The sequence below is a fragment of the Bradyrhizobium sp. USDA 3240 genome (assembly GCF_054063295.1).
Genome location: NZ_JBSSGD010000002.1, coordinates 410,842 through 426,831, shown reverse-complemented (window position 1 = coordinate 426,831; position 15,990 = coordinate 410,842). Strand labels below are relative to the sequence as shown.

Here is a 15,990-nt window from a genome sequence, read left to right as displayed (position 1 = left end):
CCGTTCTCAAGAACGCCGAAGCGAAGCTTCGGCTACGTTGCATCGCCAGATGCAATCCGGGTGAGGGGGAGTCTCCGCGAGTGCGTCTGTGTCCGTCGATGCGGAGCCAGCCCCTCACCCCAACCCTCTCCCCGTAAGAACGGGGAGAGGGAGCAGAGTGCGGTCGCGCTTGCCGCTCGATCAATTCCTCAGCTTCCCATCGCCTGCCAGGCGTTCGAGGCGAACTGCCGGCGCCAGATCACGATGACGACCGCAGCGGTCGTGGCGAACAGCACCCAGGGACTGACGAACCACCCGAGATAACCGAGCGCGAAGAAGAACGCGCGCTGGCCGCGGTTGAAGTGCCGGCCCGCGGTCTCGAACAGCCGCGTGGTGCGGATCACGTGGGCCTCAGCCTCGGGCGTATCGCGCTGGCCCGCCGGCGGCATCGCGCCGAACAAGATCGCGACATAGTTGAAGAGACGATAGGCCCAGGCGAATTTGAAGAAGGTGTAGATGAAGATCAGGATCAGCCCCATGCACTTGATCTCCCACAGAGCGGGCGAGGGCGAGAGGTTGACCGGCAGCGCGCCGAGTACCGCGAGTGCGTCGCTGGTCGCGCGCAGCAGCGCCAGCGCGCCGCCGATCGCGATCAGGCTGGTGGAGGCAAAGAACGCGGTGCCGTTCTGCAGGCTCGCCATGATCTGCATGTCGACCATCCGCGCGTCGCGGTTGAGCAGATTCCGCACCCAGATCTCGCGATAGACATGCATCCGCGCCGACAGGCTGTCGCGTCCGTAGGCGGTGTGCTCCAGCGTGATGGCGTAGACCAGCCATTCCAACGCAAAGAAGCCGACGGCCAGGATGTCGACCCAATAGCCGGTCATGGTGCCTTCCTTCGTCAATGCGCTGCGACGGGTCCGTGCCGCGCTGCATCCCGCGTCATGTACAGGTTGAACGCGTGCAATGCACTATGGCAAACTGAGGTGGCAACAGGATTCACAGGCATGCTCAAGCTCGTCATCGGCAACAAGAACTATTCGTCATGGTCGCTGCGGCCCTGGCTGGCGCTGCGCGCCAACGACATCCCGTTCGAGGAAATCTTCGTTCCGCTCTACACCGACCAGGCCGACAAGGACCGCATCCTCTCTTTCAGCAAGGCCGGCAAGGTGCCGACGTTGATCGATGGCGACGTCACGGTGTGGGATTCGCTGGCGATCATCGAATATCTCGCCGAGAAGTTTCCCGAAGCGAAGCTCTGGCCGGTGGATCGCGCCGCGCGCGCGCATGCCCGCGCGATCTCGGCGGAGATGCACTCAGGCTTCGTGCCGCTGCGCAGCGAATGCGGCATGAACCTGCACCGGCCGATCCGCGCCGTCGCGCTGTCGGACGATGCGCGGGCCAATGTGGCGCGGATCGAGGAGATCTGGGCCGATTGCCACGCGCGCTACGGCAAGCAGGGTCCGTTCCTGTTCGGGGCATTCTCCGGGGCGGACGCGATGTACGCGCCCGTGGTGCATCGCTTCCGCACCTACGCGATCCCGGTGAAGCCCGAAGCGCAGCACTATGTCGATGCCATGATGCAGCTGCCGGCGTTCCAGCAATGGACCCGGGACGGCCTGGCCGAGACGCTGCTGATCGACCGATTCGAGAGCGTCTGACGATCCCGGCGCTGCCGAATTGTGACAGCGGCGGCAAAGATCGCGGCTTGACGCCGCGGGGCCGAAGGCGTCGAATCCGAAAGACCGGTTTTGCAAGTCGTGAAAGGACTTAGACCATGGGCATTCTCGATTCCCTGGAGAATTCACCGGAGCTGAAAGGCATGCTTGGCCAGCTCGGGGCGGCAGTGATCCCCGTCGTGCTTGGCCAGGTGATGGGCAATGGCGGGCAGGGCGGCTTGTCGGCAATCGTGGCCAAGCTCGAGCAGGCTGGCCTCGGCGACCAGGTTAAATCCTGGATCGGCACCGGCCAGAACCTGCCGATCACCGCCGAGCAGCTCCAGGAGGTGCTGGGCAGCGATACCGTCAAGCAGCTCGCCGCCAAGTTCAACATTCCAGTCGACCAGCTGTCCAAGGTGCTGGCCCAGCAACTTCCGGCTGCGGTCGACGGTGCGAGCCCCAACGGCAAGCTGCCGCATACCGCCTGAGGCGGCGGAACCGGGTTCCGGCCGAGCTCGGCGGGCAATTTTCGGCTGGCACGTAAATTGCTGCCTATCGCCCTGAAAAACCTGCAAAATCGTAGCTTCGCCATGCCCCAATCTTGCTGGATTTGGGGCGGTGCGATGTGCTACGTTGCCGCAGGGTTCTCAAAATGCCGGCTTGAGCTATCGGGACTGTCAGCTCAGCCAGCAATCTCTAAGAAAATGGAGAGGGCGTTGAAGCATAAGTACTCGATTGGCGAGATCGTCTATTTCACGGCGAGCAACGTGGCGCGCCCCGCCGCGAGCGGCACCTATGAGGTGATCCGCCTGCTGCCGACCGATGGTGACGATTGCCAGTATCGTATCAAGAGCTCGACTGAAGCTTTCGAACGGGTGGCCAAGGAGAGTCAGCTCGCGCTGTCCTGAACGCGTTGTGCGCAAGCCGGTGGCTGGAGCGGGTTCCGCGCCGTCGCCGTCAAAAGGCCCTGTTCGCAGACCCATTGTGCTGAAGGTTGGACGTCGGGATGGCGGCGTTCGCCGTCGCTGGCTGTGCTTACGCTGCGTTGAGGGACATCGCGCATGAACTGGGCTTCCTCGCTGGATCAGATCTGGCGCTCACCGACCTTCCCGATGTGGCTGACGCTGGCCGCGGCGGGCTTCTTTGGGATCGTCGTTCTGGTCACGCTGCTGCGCGCGGAAAAGTCCGTCGCCAACGGCGCGCTGACCGTCATTACGCTGCTGTCGATCGCGGTTGCGGTCGCCGCCACGATCCGCGGCTTCGGGCCGGGCGGGCAGGCGGCGGCGGCCGACACACGGACCGCGCAATTCACCAGCCAGACCGTGCCGGCGCTGGCCTGCGTCGACGAGCTCGCCGGAGATGCTGTTCTCAATGCCTGCGAGAAAGTGCTGTTCGGTTCGTCTGATACGGCCGCGGCTGCGGTCAGCTATGCGGCGGCGCAGATCTCGCGCCTGACCGCGCTCGGCGACCTCGCAACCGCGGAGCGTAATACGACCACCGAATTGCAGGCGCTGCGCCGCGCCATCGAGCACGACCGCTACGGTCTGGTGGCCTACGCACTGATGGCGCGGGACCACTGCACGCCGACGGCGTGTCCCGCGTTCCGCTCGCTGGGCGACAACCATCAGATCATCAACAACATGAACGAGCGGACCTACGAGAACCTGGTCACGCGCTACGCGGCGTCCTGGAACGGCCCGGCCGGCGCGCAGGCGTCGGCTGCCAACGGCCTAATCGCAGCGTTGCCGCAGTCGATGCCCACCGGCAAGCCGACCAATGCGGAGTTTCCGAGCGCGTCCTCGACGCCGCCGGTCAGCATCATGACGCCCGAACCGGCGAAGCCGGCCGCAGCGGCCCAGCCGCCGGCCGCACGCGCTGCCGCCGCGCCGCCCGCTGCCCCGAAGCGGCCGCCCGCACCGAAGCGCCCGGTCCAGATCGCGCCGGCTCCTGCGCCGGCGGCGCCGCCACCTGCCGCGGCGAGTGCGCCGGCGGCCGCGAACCAGGAATGAGCTGATGGCGGCGGCGTGAGCCGTCGTCATCGCACGTTCCGGGCAGTAAATCCCGATATCCACTGTCGCTGACATCGCTCCCTTTCCAAAGTGCGCGCCGGCCGCTACATCCGGCCCATGCCGCTTCATCTCATCAAGCTTGCCGTCGGTTGCGACTCGGTCAAGGAACTCAAGGGTTGGGTCGCCGAACGGATGGCGACCGCGAAGAAAAAGGGCCTGCCGCTCCGTCACATCCACATCACGCGGATGACGCCGAAGCGCGAGGAGGAAATCCTCGCCGGCGGTTCGCTGTATTGGGTGATCCGTGGCGAGATCGCCGCGCGCGAGAAGATCATCGCGCTCGAGCCGTTCCGCGACAAGGACGGCATCGGACGCTGCCGGCTGGTGATGCAGCCCAAGGTGATCGCCGTCTCGCCGCGGCCGATGCGGCCGTTCCAGGGCTGGCGCTATCTGACCGCGGACTCCGCGCCCGCAGATCTCACCAAGTCGAGCGCAGCCAGCGTGGCGTCGATGCCGGAACCGATGCGCCGCGAGCTGCGCGACCTCGGATTGCTCTGAGCAATCGAATTGCTGTGAGCAGTCGGAAGACGGCTGGCGCGGATCACTGCGTCACGAGATGCAGCCGGTCCCATTCGGACGCCGGGATCTCGACATAGCGGCCGCCGCCCACGTTGCTGACGGCGACATCGAGCAGTTCATGGTCGATCCCCATCTCGCCGAGATAGCGCCGGAACTGGTCGGTGAAGATCGAGGTCAGGCTTTCGCGATGCTCGGCCGAGACGTTGGGGGCGAGCCGGTTGTGGATCGCCATGCCGCTCAGCACCACGCGGCTGCCCGCCGGCAGGCTGCGATGCACGCCGCCCGACAGCACCAGCAGCAGGCAAGATCGCAGGCAATGCTGGACGGTTTCTCCTTGGCGTCCAGCGGGCCGCCGGGCCGCTTCAGCGCAAAGCATTCTTCGTCGGGCTTCCCGTTGCAGGCGTCGACCTCGGTCGCCGCGACTGCGGTATCCATCCCACGGTCGCGCAGGATCCGGCCGAGGCTGGAGGCGACATTAAGGTTGGATTGGCCCTTGATGTTGATCACCACCGGGAGCTTGCGTCCGGCCTGCCGGTCGAGGATTGCCAGCAGGCGCTTGTAAGTGTCCCATTGCACGGAGCCCTCGGCGGCGATCCAGTCCGAGCAGCCCGGGCCGCAGGCATCAGGCGCACCATGCGCGACGTAGAAGATCATCGCGCCGGGCGAGGAATTGACGCCGCCGACCGGCGGCCGGGTCTGCGCCTGCGCCGCGCCGACGGCCAACAGCGCGATGCCGAGAAGAATGCCTTGCCTGAAACAACTGACCATTCCGATCGCCTCTGAAAGGCGCAATCATCCTTGCGTCGCGGCGGCGGCGCAAGCCTGACCCGGCACGGCTACACCGCGATGTTATCGATCAGGCGCGTGCCGCCGATCCTTGCCGCCACCAGCATCCGCATCGGCCCGTCCTTCAGCGAGCCGATCGGCGCCAGCGAGGCGGCGTGGCGGACCTCGAGATAGTCCAGCACGAAGCCGGCCTTGGTGATCTCAGCAGCGCCGGCGGCCATGGTGGTCGCGGCGTCCTCGCCGGCGCGCAGGCGGCCCGCCGCCTGCTTCATCACACGGTTGAGTTCGGGAGCCGCACGCCGTTCCTCCGCGGAGAGGTAGACGTTGCGCGAGGACATCGCGAGGCCGTCGCGTTCGCGCACCGTCTTCGAGCCGATCACCTTGACGCCGAGATCGAGGTCCGCGGCCATCTGGGTCACCACCCGGAGCTGCTGAAAGTCCTTCTCGCCGAAGATCGCGACATCGGGCCGGACTTGCGTGAACAGCTTGCCGACCACGGTGGCGACGCCGCCGAAGAAATGCGGCCGGAAGCGATCCTCCAAACCGGCGGTGGCCGGTCCCTCCGGCACGATTCGGGTGGCGAAGCCGTCGGGGTACATCGCCTTCACTTCGGGGTGCCAGATCAGGTCGACACCTTCGGCGGCGAGCTTGGCGACGTCTTCCTTCCAGGTGCGCGGATACGAACCGAAATCTTCCGTCGGCGCGAACTGGGTCGGGTTGACGAAGATCGAGACGACCACCCGCTTGGCGCGACGCTTGGCGAGCCGCACCAGCGACACATGGCCGTCATGGAGCGCTCCCATGGTCGGGACCAGCGCGATGGTCGCCTTCTTGGCGCGCAGGGTGTCGACGGCGCGACGAAGGGCGGGGACGGTGCGGACGACGGTGGGATTTCTCGGCATCTGGTCTCGACTCGTGGGGCAATCTGGGTGGGGGGAATCCAGGTGGAACGTTTGGCGTTCGGCAGGTGGCGGAGCTTACCAAGTTCGAACCGTTATCGGCAAACCGCCGCGCAAGCATTACCCGATCTCGCACGCGCATGGATCGCAGGCCGCGTGCCGCCGATCGACGCAGCCGGCTTGCGCGCTCGATTCATCATTAAGGGCGGCTGTAATTGATTTCCTTGCGCAGTGATGCATTTCACTTGACCGCAGCCGTGCGCGATTTGAAGATCATTGCGGGGATTGAATCATGTTGGTGCAGGCTAGTCAGGGTCAGTCCGGCTCCGCACATGTCGTGGTGCTGGGGAACGAGAAGGGCGGTTCGGGCAAGTCGACCACCGCCCTGCATATCGCGGTTGCGCTCCTGAAGGCCGGACAGCGCGTTGCCAGCATCGATCTCGACTGCCGCCAGCAGAGTTTCACCCGCTACATCAGCAATCGCCAGGCCTGGGCGCGGCGCTCCGGGCTCGATCTCGAACTCCCCGCGCACTATTGCATCAAGTACGGCGAGACGATGCAGATCGAGGAGAACGAGAACGCGGAATTCCAGCAGTTCATGGCCGCGGTGAGCGCGGTGGAACATGCCTATGATTTCATCGTCATCGATACCCCGGGCTCGGACAGCTACCTGATGCGGCTCGCGCATTCGATGGCCGACACCTTGGTGACGCCGATCAACGACAGCTTCCTCGATTTCGACGTGCTGGGCACCGTCGATCCCGCGACCTATACGGTGATCGGCGAGAGCCATTATGCGGAGATGGTGCGCGACGTCAGGCGCAAGCGCCGCCAGCTCGACGGTGCCTCGACCGACTGGATCGTGGTGCGCAACCGGCTGTCGATGCTCGGCTCGCGCAACAAGCAGCTGGTCGCCGACGGCTTGAAGCAGCTGTCGCTGCGGCTCGGGTTCCGTGCGGTCGACGGCTTTGCCGAGCGGGTGGTCTACCGCGAATTCTTCCCGCGCGGGCTGACGGCGCTCGACGACATCGACGAGGCGACGCTCGGCACCCGCCCGAGCCTTGGGCACGTCACCGCCCGCGAGGAGGTGATGAGCCTGTTGCGCCAGCTCAAGCTGCCGCTCGACGAGCGTGGCCGCCGCCGCGCCGCCAACCGGGCCGAATGGTTCAGCCAGGTCGACAAGCCACTGGAAGTCGACGACATCATCGGCAGCTAGGCCGCCGGCCGGCAATTCCGGTGGCGGCCCGGCATCAGGCAGATTCTCCGAGCGATCGGCTTGGGCGGTCGCAAGGCGATGAACGGAGGATCGAATGGAACGGCGCCAGTTCATGTCTCTTCTCGGAGGAGCTGCGTTGGCACCGCTCGCCACCTTGCCGGCCTACGCGGACCCGTCCGACGCCTGCGGTGTTCCGGTCGCGCGGGACGATGGTTGGTCCGTCGCCTCCATCAATGAGGACAAGCTCGCCGACCGCGCTGCGCTGTGCAGGATGGCTGATCGGCTCGCGACGGGTGCCAATGTGCACGCGGTGTTGGTAGCCCGTAGCGGCAAGCTGGTGTTCGAGCGGTACTTCAGCGGTTCCGACGAGGTCCCAAGCCGCTTCTACGGCAGCCGGGTCGCAGACGTCACGTTTGATGCCGATACGCTGCACAACATCAAGTCGGCTTCAAAGAGCGTCGCGTCACTCGCCGTCGGGATCGCGATCGATCGCGGGCTGATCCGCAGCATCAACGAACCGATCTTCAGCTTCTTCCCCGAATTGTCGGACCTGCGAACCCCTGAAAAGGACCGCATCCAGCTCGTGCACGCCCTCACCATGTCGATGGGGCTGGCGTGGGTGGAGGCGACCCCGGCGACGGGAGACGACAACGACGAGGTGCGGATGCATCGGGCGCCGGATCCGTGCCGTTACGTCCTCGGGCTTTCGGCAACGGCGGCGCCGGGACAGGCGTTCTTCTACAACACCGGCGCGCTGACGCTGGTGTCGGCCATCGTCCGCAAGGCGACCGGACATCCGCTCGACGAATTTGCGCGCACCGCGCTGTTCGAGCCCCTGGGCATTACCAGCTTCGAATGGAGCCGGGTCAAAGGGGATAGCGATGCTGGTGGCGGGTTGCGCCTGCGACCGCGCGACATGGCAAAGATCGGCCAGCTTGTCCTCGCAGGTGGCCGCTGGAACGATCGCCAGATCGTCCCAAAGGCTTGGATCGAGACCTCGACGGAATCGAAACTCAAGGCCACCGACCGTCAATCGTATGGATACCTATGGTGGCTCGGTCAGTCTCCGCTCAATGGCCGCAAGGTCGACTGGATTGGCGCGCTCGGGCGAGGCGGGCAGTCGATCCGCATCGTCCCTGAGCTCGACCTCGTCGTCGTGGTGACCGCGGGATACTACCAGGACTACAGCCCGCAAGCGTTTCAATTGCAGTACGGCGTCTTCAAGGATGTCCTGCAAGGGATTTCGCCACGGGTTTAGTTCGGCTCCAGCACCGTCATCCTGAACGGCCCGCCATTGGCGGCGGCATGTGCAACGGCATCGTTGACGTGATCGAGATCGAAGGTCGTGACCTCGAACTGGTCGAGCCGCAACAGCCCGGCGCGCGCGAGGTTGACGAGACCAAACGTCGCCTCCGGCGGATACATCCAGACGCCGTGAATGCTGATGCATTCGCGCATGATCCAGGGGTAAGGCAGATCGAGCCCCGGTCCGCCCTGCATTCCGACGCCGCCCATCAGCGCGATCCGGCCGTAGGGACGCACCGTCATGATCGCGGCGCGCACAGTTGGTGTCGTCACCGATGGCGGCATCAGGTCGAGCACGCAGTCGATCGGGCCGGGCGCGGCACGCCGCATCCGCTCCCGATCGTCGTCTTCGTGACCGCTCAGCCTGACCGGGCGCACGCGCGGGCCGAAGCGGCGGACCAGATCGGCCAGCACTCTCTCGTTGCGGCCCGGCGCGACGACGCAGGCCGCGCCCATCGCGAGCGCGACGGCGACCGCGGCGCTGCCGAAATTGCCGGTCGCGCCGCTCACCAGCACGGTCTCTCCCGGCTGCAGGCGAGCCGCCAGCAAGCCGCCATAGGGCACGAGGCAGGTGCCGAGCGCGCACCATGATGGTGCATCGGCCGGATCGATGGTGCCGATCCGCTTGACGTTCTCGGTCGGCACCAGCGTCTGCTCGGCGAACGAGCCGTGGCGGAAGTGGCGCTGCAGGCGCAGCCCGCCTTCGCCGCGCGCACTCCAGCCCTGCAAGGTGATGTCGGGCGAGATGCTGTCGTCGCGCGAGCGGAAGGTCGGATCGCAGTACACCCAATCGCCGGCGGCGAGGTTGGTGGCGTCCGGCCCGACCGCGCGCACCCGTCCGATCGCGCCGGGACCTGGAACGGCCGGCAGCTCGAGCAGGTAGTTGCGCGCACCGCTGAACACCTCGTTGGCGTAGGACAGTACGCGCGTCGCAGCGACGTCGACGAGGACTTCGCCCGTTCCCATCACGGGTGCCGGGATCTCCTCGATCGCGAGCGGCGAGCCGAACGATTTCAGGATTGCTGCTTTCATCTGGTCTGGCCCTTGGTTTGAGACCGGCATGATCGGTGGGCGCGTTGCAGCCAACAAGACCTGGTATTATCCTAGGACTGTTGAACCCCCTCACGAGGTCCGGCGATGGCCAGTCCGCGGCAAGGCGAGCTCGGAGATTTCCTGCGATCGCGGCGCGAGAAGCTCACGCCGAAACTGGTCGGCATCCCGGCCGGGCGGCGGCGCCGGACGCCCGGCCTGCGCCGCGAGGAGGTGGCCGACCTCGCCGGCATCGGCGTCGATTGGTACGTGCGCCTCGAGCAGGGCCGCTCGGTGAGCCCGTCGGCCGCGACGATCGACGCGCTGGCGCGGGCGCTGCGGCTGAGCAAGGCCGAGCACACTCATTTGCGGGCGCTCGCCAAGGAGAGCGACCGGCGGCTGTTCGTGCCTGAGACGGTACCGCCCGAGATCCGGCGCGCGGTCGAAAGCCTCAACCAGCCGGCCTATGTGACGGGACGGCGATGGGACGTGCTGGTGTGGAATGCGGCTGCCGAGGATGTCTTCGCCTTCGGCCGCCTTCCTGAGGGCGAGCGCAATACCCTGATCTGCATGCTGACCAATGCCGAAACCCGCCGGCTGTTTGCAGCGAGCTGGGCCGAGGAGGCGCGCAGGATGGTGACGCAGTTCCGCAGGACTCACGACCTCTGGGCCGGCGATCCCGCCTTCGTCGACCTGCTGGCGAGGCTCCGTCAGGGCTGTCCCGAGTTCGACGCCTGGTGGGGAACCCATGACGTCAGCAGCAGCGTCGCCGGACGGAAGGTGCTCAGCCATCCCAGGCGCGGCCGGCTCAATTTTGAGTACGCCAGCTTTCAGGCCAACGACGATCCCGGTCTGAAACTGATGATCTACACCGAAATCGGTTGAAATCCGTGTTCTTCCGGTGATTTCGGCCACACCACGGCCAAAAAGCCGGAACAAAGCAGCCCAAATCCAGTTTCTCCCCCACGGCGAGCCAAGGGTGAGCCAAGGCTCGAACGCAACCTTGGGAACTCGCATCGAAGGGGAGATAGAGAGCACGAGTTGTCGCAGTGAGGCGTGTGCAACTGCACAAACTATAGGTGCGGCGCACAACGTTATGCCACCGAAGCCACAATATTTGGACTTCCTGTCACGGCGCTGTGACATATATTCTCAAAAGGAGGCCGAAGAGCCTCCGGCCAAAATCGCCCTGTAAAGGCGGGCACCTCGAGGACGTCATGAAGCGTGGAATTCTCGTTCTGCTTTCGCTCTCCGTAGTGATCACGGGTGCGTATTTCACCGCGAGCAAGTGGGCGATCCGTCACGAAACGCTCATGTTCAAGGATCCGACCCGCGATGAGCGGCCGGTCGCGGTCGACGTTGCCGTGCGCTTCGACAAGGAGATGCAGGCCGACGCCGGCATGATCAAGCTCCCGGTTGCGATCCTCAATCATGGCAATACCGTCAAATTTACCGAATATTCCTTCCTCGCGAATGTGTTCGCGGCGCGCGGCTATCTGACCGTCAGCATTCAGAACGACCTGCCGTCGGATGGACCGATGGTGACCAAGGTCGGCGAACTCTATGTCGGGCGCCTGCCGCAGTATCAGCGCGGCATCACCAACATCAAATTCGCGATCGAGGAGATGAAGAAGCGTCAGCCGAACGCGGACTACAGCAAGCTGACGATGGTCGGCCATTCCAATGGCGGCGACATCGCGATGTATTTCGCCAAGCAGTATCCGGACGAGATCAAGAAGGTCGTCACGCTGGATAATCTGCGCGTGCCGTTCATGACCGACGGCAAGTTCAAGATCCTCTCGTTCCGGTCACACGATCAGCACTTCAAGCCCGATCCCGGCGTGGTGCCGGACGAGGAGGAGTGTGAGAAGGCCGGCATCACCGTTGTGAACACCAACTTCCAGCACAACGACATGCGGGACACCGGACCCGAGAAGGCCAAGGACTCGATCCAGGCGATGCTCGATAAATTCCTGGCCGACACCGACAGCGATGTCGCGGCGGTCGATACCAGGAATGCGCCGCTGAAGATTCTGGAGCCGGGTCCCGTCTCGCTCTACGTGCCGGTCGAGAAGCCCCTGAGCTTCGGCGAGAAGGTCAAGAAGTCGCTCTCGCTGACCAAGACCGAGACCAAGAAGGATCCCTCGGTCACGAACTGACAGGGCCGCCCGGGATTCGATCCGGGCCGGCGAGCGCGTCACGTTGACCAATCCGATGCCGCGGCCCACATAGTGTTTGCTGTACGAGGCAAGCGCTGATGGCTGGCAAGACGATCAAACCGACATCCGGAAGCGACGTGCGCCCGGCCGATGCGCCTGGCGTGCCGGCATCGAGCGCCAATGACATCGCCGCGTTCGTGGCCAAGGCGCGCGCGATGTCGCCGCATCGCGCCGGCGCACGCGGCAGGCTGGTGTTCGCGCTCGACGCCACGATGAGCCGGCAGCCGACATGGGACATGGCGTGCACGCTGCAAGCGGACATGTTCCGCGAGGCCGGCTCGCTCGGCAGTCTCGATATCCGCCTCGTCTATTATCGCGGCTTCAACGAGTGCCGCGCGTCGGGCTGGATCTCCGACAGCGCGCAGCTCGCGCGGCTGATGGGCAAGATCGACTGCCAGGGCGGCAATACCCAGATCGGCAAGGTGCTGTCGGAGACCCGCCGCGAGGCGGTCGCGGCAGGCGTGCGCGCGCTGGTGTTCGTCGGCGACGCGATGGAGGAGAACGCCGACGCGCTGTGCGCAAGCGCCGGAGAGCTCGGCCTGCTCAAGGTACCGGTCTTCATGTTCCAGGAGGGCGCGGACGCCACTGCCGAGCAGACGTTTCGCGAGATCGCGCGGCTGACCGGCGGCGCGTGGTGCAGGTTCGATCCCGGTGCGGCGGCACAGCTCCGCGAGCTGCTGCGCGCCGCCGCGGCCTATGCTGCCGGCGGCCGCGAGGCGCTGCTGCAGCTGGCGAAGACGACCAGCGGCGCGGCCAAGCTGATCGGTCAGATGAAATAAGCCGCCCGCCGGGTCAGGCTCCGCCCGACGTCACGGCTTTGGCAATCGCGCCGAGCAGCGCCGACATGTTGGCCGTGATCTGTTGGGTCGCTTCCGCGACGCCGTGCCGCTCAGTGAGCCAGGCCGGATCATTGTAGGAGAGCCAGCAGTCGCCGGCTTCGTCCTGCCAGACCAGCGCCTTGAGCGGCAGATTGATCCCGATCGTCTGCGCAGCCTGCATCAAGGGCGTGCCGCCCTTCGCGTTGCCGAACACGAACAGCTCTGTCGGACGGAGCGTGAGGCCTACGCCGGCGGCGCCCGCGGCATGATCGATTTGCGCGAACAACGTCAGCCCGCGCGCCTGCAATTCGGCCTTGAGCCGGTCGGCGGTTTGCTTCGGCCCGACATGGCTGCGAAGGCTGATCAGTCCGTCAATCGCCATCAGGCTTCCTCCAGCGCGATTGCCGCAAGCTACCCAATCGCAGGAGACGGCGCCACGCCAAAGCATGATCCGGAAAAGTGCGAAGCGGTTTTCCGAAAAGATCATGCTCAAACAAGGAGCTAAAGCGCGATGACGATTCTACCGGATCTCATCGCGCTTTAGCCTTCACGCTCCAGTGAGACGAAGCTCCGCATGCTTTTTGTCGCCGGGCCGCCTATATTCAGCGCATGCCAACCCTGATCGCCGGCGTCGTCGCAATTGTCATCCTTTATTCCGCGCTGCAGATGTTTCGTGCGGCCAATCCGGCTGTGCTTGCTCGGGCGATCAAGATCGTGGGCGGGGTGCTTGCGCTGGCCGTCGCGGCCTTCACCGGCGTGCGGGGCGAACTGGCGGTGGCAATCCCGCTCGGCATCTTCGGCGCCGGATTGCTCGGCTGGTCGCCGTTCGGGAGCACCGGCTTTCCCAATTTCGGCCGCATGTTCGGCGGTTCGCGCAATCAGGGACAAAGCTCGCGGGTGCGCTCGCAATATCTCGACATGAGCCTCGATCACGACAGCGGTGTGCTCAAGGGCCAGATCGTGGCGGGACCGCAGGCCGGCCACATGCTCGACGAGTTCGAGCTGTCGCAGCTTCTGGCGATGGTCCCGGGGTTCGACGCCGAAAGCGTCGCGCTACTTGAAAGCTATCTGGACCGCCGCTTTCCCGCCTGGCGTCAGGACGCACAGGGCGACCGGACAGGGGGGCAGGGCCGCGCGGCGGCGACCGGCAAAATGACGAACGAGGAGGCCTATCAGATCCTTGGCCTGCAGCCGGGAGCGTCGCGTGACGACATCGGCCGTGCTCACCGCACCCTGATGAAGAAACTCCATCCCGACCAGGGGGGCTCGACGTATCTCGCTGCCCGTGTGAACGAGGCCAAGGATACTCTGCTTCGCACGCATCTCTAACTCCGGCTACGCTACTGACGCCACAGCCGAGAGCTGCCTTCCGTTTCTGATTGATGCCCCGCGTGGCCCGCCGTTGTCCGGCGCGGCCGATCGTTCTTTCGGGAAAACTTAACCGTAAAATATTGACGAGAAGTTCTCATGGTTGCGCCGCGCGCGGAAAGGTCGGTCGTGCGCGCGGCGGTCTGCCAAGCAAAAGGGCCGGCGCTTGCGGCGCCGGCCCTTTGAAATCAGCTGTTGCTGTCGATCAGTTGCGAACGGTGATGCAGGAGATCTCGGCGCGCTTCAGCGTCTTGCACGCCGCTTCCGCCTGATCGCGCTCGAGGCCGGCAAAGCGGGCGCGGTAGAGCTTGCGATTGTCCTTGGCCACCACCTCGGTGAACGGGTCCGCCTTGCTGAGCAGGCCGCGGGCCGAGCTGCGCGCGAGGTCGATACGCTTGTTGGCCTCGCCTTCGGACTCGAGCGCGCCAACCTGGATGATCCAGCCGGAATGCGCGGCGCCTGGCTTGACAACGCTGGTCTGCGGCGCGGCCTGCAGGCTGCGGGTCGTCGGTTCGATCGAGGCCACGGCCTGCGGTGCCGGGGCGGCGGCCGGTGCATGGACGGACGAGGCCGGCAGCACGCCGAGGATGCCGTTGCCGGTACCGAAATTGGCCGGCTGCGGCGGCATCTCGGGTCGCGAGGTCTCGGCAGCCCGCGCCATCATCGCATTGGAGGTCTCGGGAACTTCGCCGCGCGACGGGATGGTGCTGGTGATCGGAGGCGCGGACTGTGCCGGGCCGGCGGCGGCGAGCCTGACCTGGCCGGCCTTGACCTGCACGGTCTTCACCTTGACCGGCTTCATCGGCTCGGCCGAGCCGGGGATCGCGGCGATCGGCTGGGTCTGGATCACGCCGGAGGTCAGCGGGGCCGGCTCAGGCTTGGCCTGCGGCTCAGGCTTCGCCGGGGGCGGCGGCAGGGCGGCGGCGACGGCCGCCATCAGCGAGGGCTTGCTGGCCGGGCGCGGCGCCTGCACCGCGACGGCTGCCGCGGCGGGCTCCGACGTTGCGACCGGCGCGCTGTCCGCGTTGCGGGCGTTGTCGGCATCGGCAACCTCGACATTGGCGTCGGCCGGGTTGCGCTCGGTGATCGCGGCGGCAGTGCGGGTGGTCGCGCCCTTGCCGATGTTCTCGGCAAGGAGGTTGCGCATGATGGCATCGCGGGAGCCGCCGCTGCGGCCGCCGAGCACCACGCCGACCAGGAAGCGATTGCCGCGGTGGATCGAGGTCACGAGGTTGAAGCCGGAGGCGCGGGTGTAACCCGTCTTGATGCCGTCGACGCCTTCGACGCTGCCGAGCAGGCGATTGTGACCGGTGATCGTATGGCCGCGGAAATTGAACGCCGTGGTCGAGAAGTAGCGATAGTAGCGCGGGAAGCGATCCTGGATGGCGCGGCCGAGCGTCGACTGATCGCGCGCGGTGGTGATCTGTTCGTCGTTGGGCAGGCCCGAGGCGTTGCGATAGGTGGTCCGGCTCATGCCGAGCGCGCGGGCCTTGCGGGTCATCATTCGGGCGAAGTCGTCTTCGCTGCCGCCGATCGCCTCGGCGATCACGACCGCGGCGTCATTGGCGGAGCGGGTGACGAGGCCCTTGATGGCGTCTTCGACCCTGATGGTCTGGCCGGGCCGCAGTCCGAGTTTGGTCGGGTCCTGCTCGGATGCATGCTCGGAAACCGGCATCTCGGTGTCGAGCTTCATCTTTCCGGAATCGAGGCGCTCGAACAGCAGATAGAGCGTCATGATCTTGGTGAGCGAGGCGGGGTGCCGCAGGCCGTCGGGGCTGTTTGATGTCAGCACCGAGCCGGTGTTGCCGTCGACGATGATCGTCGCGAATTGCGGGCTGTAGCTTTCGCGCGCGGCCTCGCTGTGGTGGTGACGGGCGACGTGGCGCCGGTGACGGCGCGCCTCCGCACTATCACTGGTGATCAGGATCGCCGTCGTGACGGTAACGAGCCCAAGAACGCCAACTCGCAGCGCCCGCGAGGAGGCCAAGGTTGTTCGAAGCATCTACTTCCCCGTCCCAATTTCTATCTAGATCACTGGCTCGTGAGGCGAAATTGTGCCCGGCGGCCGTCGATCCTTGCCTGCGCAACAGACCACTTCGGGCAGAACCATCGGCCCTCGTGGCGG

General features: G+C 65.7%; 18 protein-coding genes. 11 read left to right on the top strand and 7 right to left on the bottom strand.

Annotated elements, in window-relative coordinates; genetic code table 11:
• Positions 1–188 precede the first annotated feature (188 nt).
• A complete protein-coding gene (locus ACVIGA_RS02570) occupies positions 189–866 on the bottom strand; it encodes a DUF599 domain-containing protein (RefSeq protein ID WP_456665173.1) in 678 nt (225 codons plus the stop codon).
• 120 nt (positions 867–986) lie between these two features.
• Here ACVIGA_RS02570 and ACVIGA_RS02565 point away from each other — a divergent pair, with 120 nt between their 5' ends.
• The 5 genes from ACVIGA_RS02565 to ACVIGA_RS02545 all read left to right on the top strand — a co-directional run bounded on the left by ACVIGA_RS02565 (position 987) and on the right by ACVIGA_RS02545 (position 4,204).
• Positions 987–1,640: a glutathione S-transferase family protein gene (locus ACVIGA_RS02565; RefSeq protein ID WP_456665172.1), complete on the top strand. Its 654-nt coding sequence runs from the start codon at positions 987–989 to the stop codon at positions 1,638–1,640.
• Positions 1,641–1,756: 116 nt separating this feature from the next.
• Positions 1,757–2,125 carry a YidB family protein gene (locus tag ACVIGA_RS02560; RefSeq protein ID WP_223967479.1) on the top strand — a complete coding sequence of 123 codons (369 nt, stop codon included), beginning with the start codon at positions 1,757–1,759 and terminating at the stop codon, positions 2,123–2,125.
• A gap of 216 nt (positions 2,126–2,341) precedes the next feature.
• A complete protein-coding gene (locus tag ACVIGA_RS02555) occupies positions 2,342–2,545 on the top strand; it encodes a hypothetical protein (RefSeq protein ID WP_092114848.1) in 204 nt (67 codons plus the stop codon).
• 153 nt (positions 2,546–2,698) lie between these two features.
• Positions 2,699–3,646: a hypothetical protein gene (locus tag ACVIGA_RS02550; protein ID WP_223967480.1), complete on the top strand. Its 948-nt coding sequence runs from the start codon at positions 2,699–2,701 to the stop codon at positions 3,644–3,646.
• Positions 3,647–3,763: 117 nt separating this feature from the next.
• On the top strand, positions 3,764–4,204 hold the full coding sequence (locus ACVIGA_RS02545; RefSeq protein WP_223967481.1) for a DUF1489 family protein: 441 nt from the start codon (positions 3,764–3,766) through the stop codon (positions 4,202–4,204).
• 43 nt (positions 4,205–4,247) lie between these two features.
• Here ACVIGA_RS02545 and ACVIGA_RS02540 read toward each other — a convergent pair whose 3' ends face one another.
• From ACVIGA_RS02540 to panC, 3 genes are all read right to left on the bottom strand, one after another.
• The gene (locus ACVIGA_RS02540) at positions 4,248–4,457 is read right to left on the bottom strand and encodes a hypothetical protein (RefSeq protein ID WP_456665171.1); all 210 of its coding nucleotides are present in this window, start codon (positions 4,455–4,457) and stop codon (positions 4,248–4,250) included.
• 5 nt (positions 4,458–4,462) lie between these two features.
• Entirely contained in the window at positions 4,463–4,993 is a 531-nt protein-coding gene (locus ACVIGA_RS02535) for a hypothetical protein (RefSeq protein ID WP_456665170.1), read from the bottom strand.
• A gap of 68 nt (positions 4,994–5,061) precedes the next feature.
• A complete protein-coding gene (gene panC, locus ACVIGA_RS02530) occupies positions 5,062–5,913 on the bottom strand; it encodes a pantoate--beta-alanine ligase (protein ID WP_456665169.1) in 852 nt (283 codons plus the stop codon).
• 289 nt (positions 5,914–6,202) lie between these two features.
• Here panC and ACVIGA_RS02525 point away from each other — a divergent pair, with 289 nt between their 5' ends.
• Together ACVIGA_RS02525 and ACVIGA_RS02520 are read left to right on the top strand one after the other, a co-directional pair.
• Entirely contained in the window at positions 6,203–7,126 is a 924-nt protein-coding gene (locus ACVIGA_RS02525; protein ID WP_456665168.1) for a division plane positioning ATPase MipZ, read from the top strand.
• Positions 7,127–7,220: 94 nt separating this feature from the next.
• Positions 7,221–8,384 (top strand): serine hydrolase domain-containing protein, encoded by a 1,164-nt coding sequence (locus tag ACVIGA_RS02520; protein WP_456665167.1) that lies wholly within the window; start codon positions 7,221–7,223, stop codon positions 8,382–8,384.
• Here the strand turns inward: ACVIGA_RS02520 and ACVIGA_RS02515 are convergent.
• On the bottom strand, positions 8,381–9,463 hold the full coding sequence (locus ACVIGA_RS02515; RefSeq protein ID WP_456665166.1) for an alcohol dehydrogenase catalytic domain-containing protein: 1,083 nt from the start codon (positions 9,461–9,463) through the stop codon (positions 8,381–8,383). The genes ACVIGA_RS02520 and ACVIGA_RS02515 overlap by 4 nt on opposite strands.
• A 105-nt stretch (positions 9,464–9,568) precedes the next feature.
• On the opposite strand from ACVIGA_RS02515, the gene ACVIGA_RS02510 reads away from it, so the two are divergent.
• The 3 genes from ACVIGA_RS02510 to ACVIGA_RS02500 all read left to right on the top strand — a co-directional run bounded on the left by ACVIGA_RS02510 (position 9,569) and on the right by ACVIGA_RS02500 (position 12,458).
• A complete protein-coding gene (locus ACVIGA_RS02510; RefSeq protein ID WP_456665165.1) occupies positions 9,569–10,345 on the top strand; it encodes a helix-turn-helix transcriptional regulator in 777 nt (258 codons plus the stop codon).
• 332 nt (positions 10,346–10,677) lie between these two features.
• A complete protein-coding gene (locus ACVIGA_RS02505; RefSeq protein WP_223967487.1) occupies positions 10,678–11,619 on the top strand; it encodes an alpha/beta hydrolase family protein in 942 nt (313 codons plus the stop codon).
• 98 nt (positions 11,620–11,717) lie between these two features.
• Positions 11,718–12,458, top strand: coding sequence for a VWA domain-containing protein (locus ACVIGA_RS02500; protein WP_456665164.1), 741 nt, complete (start codon positions 11,718–11,720; stop codon positions 12,456–12,458).
• 13 nt (positions 12,459–12,471) lie between these two features.
• On the opposite strand, the gene ACVIGA_RS02495 is transcribed toward ACVIGA_RS02500, so the two are convergent.
• A complete protein-coding gene (locus ACVIGA_RS02495) occupies positions 12,472–12,879 on the bottom strand; it encodes a DUF302 domain-containing protein (RefSeq protein WP_456665163.1) in 408 nt (135 codons plus the stop codon).
• Positions 12,880–13,106: 227 nt separating this feature from the next.
• Here ACVIGA_RS02495 and ACVIGA_RS02490 point away from each other — a divergent pair, with 227 nt between their 5' ends.
• On the top strand, positions 13,107–13,826 hold the full coding sequence (locus ACVIGA_RS02490; protein ID WP_456665162.1) for a DnaJ domain-containing protein: 720 nt from the start codon (positions 13,107–13,109) through the stop codon (positions 13,824–13,826).
• A gap of 244 nt (positions 13,827–14,070) precedes the next feature.
• Here ACVIGA_RS02490 and ACVIGA_RS02485 read toward each other — a convergent pair whose 3' ends face one another.
• On the bottom strand, positions 14,071–15,867 hold the full coding sequence (locus ACVIGA_RS02485; protein WP_456665161.1) for a serine hydrolase: 1,797 nt from the start codon (positions 15,865–15,867) through the stop codon (positions 14,071–14,073).
• Positions 15,868–15,990 lie beyond the last annotated feature (123 nt).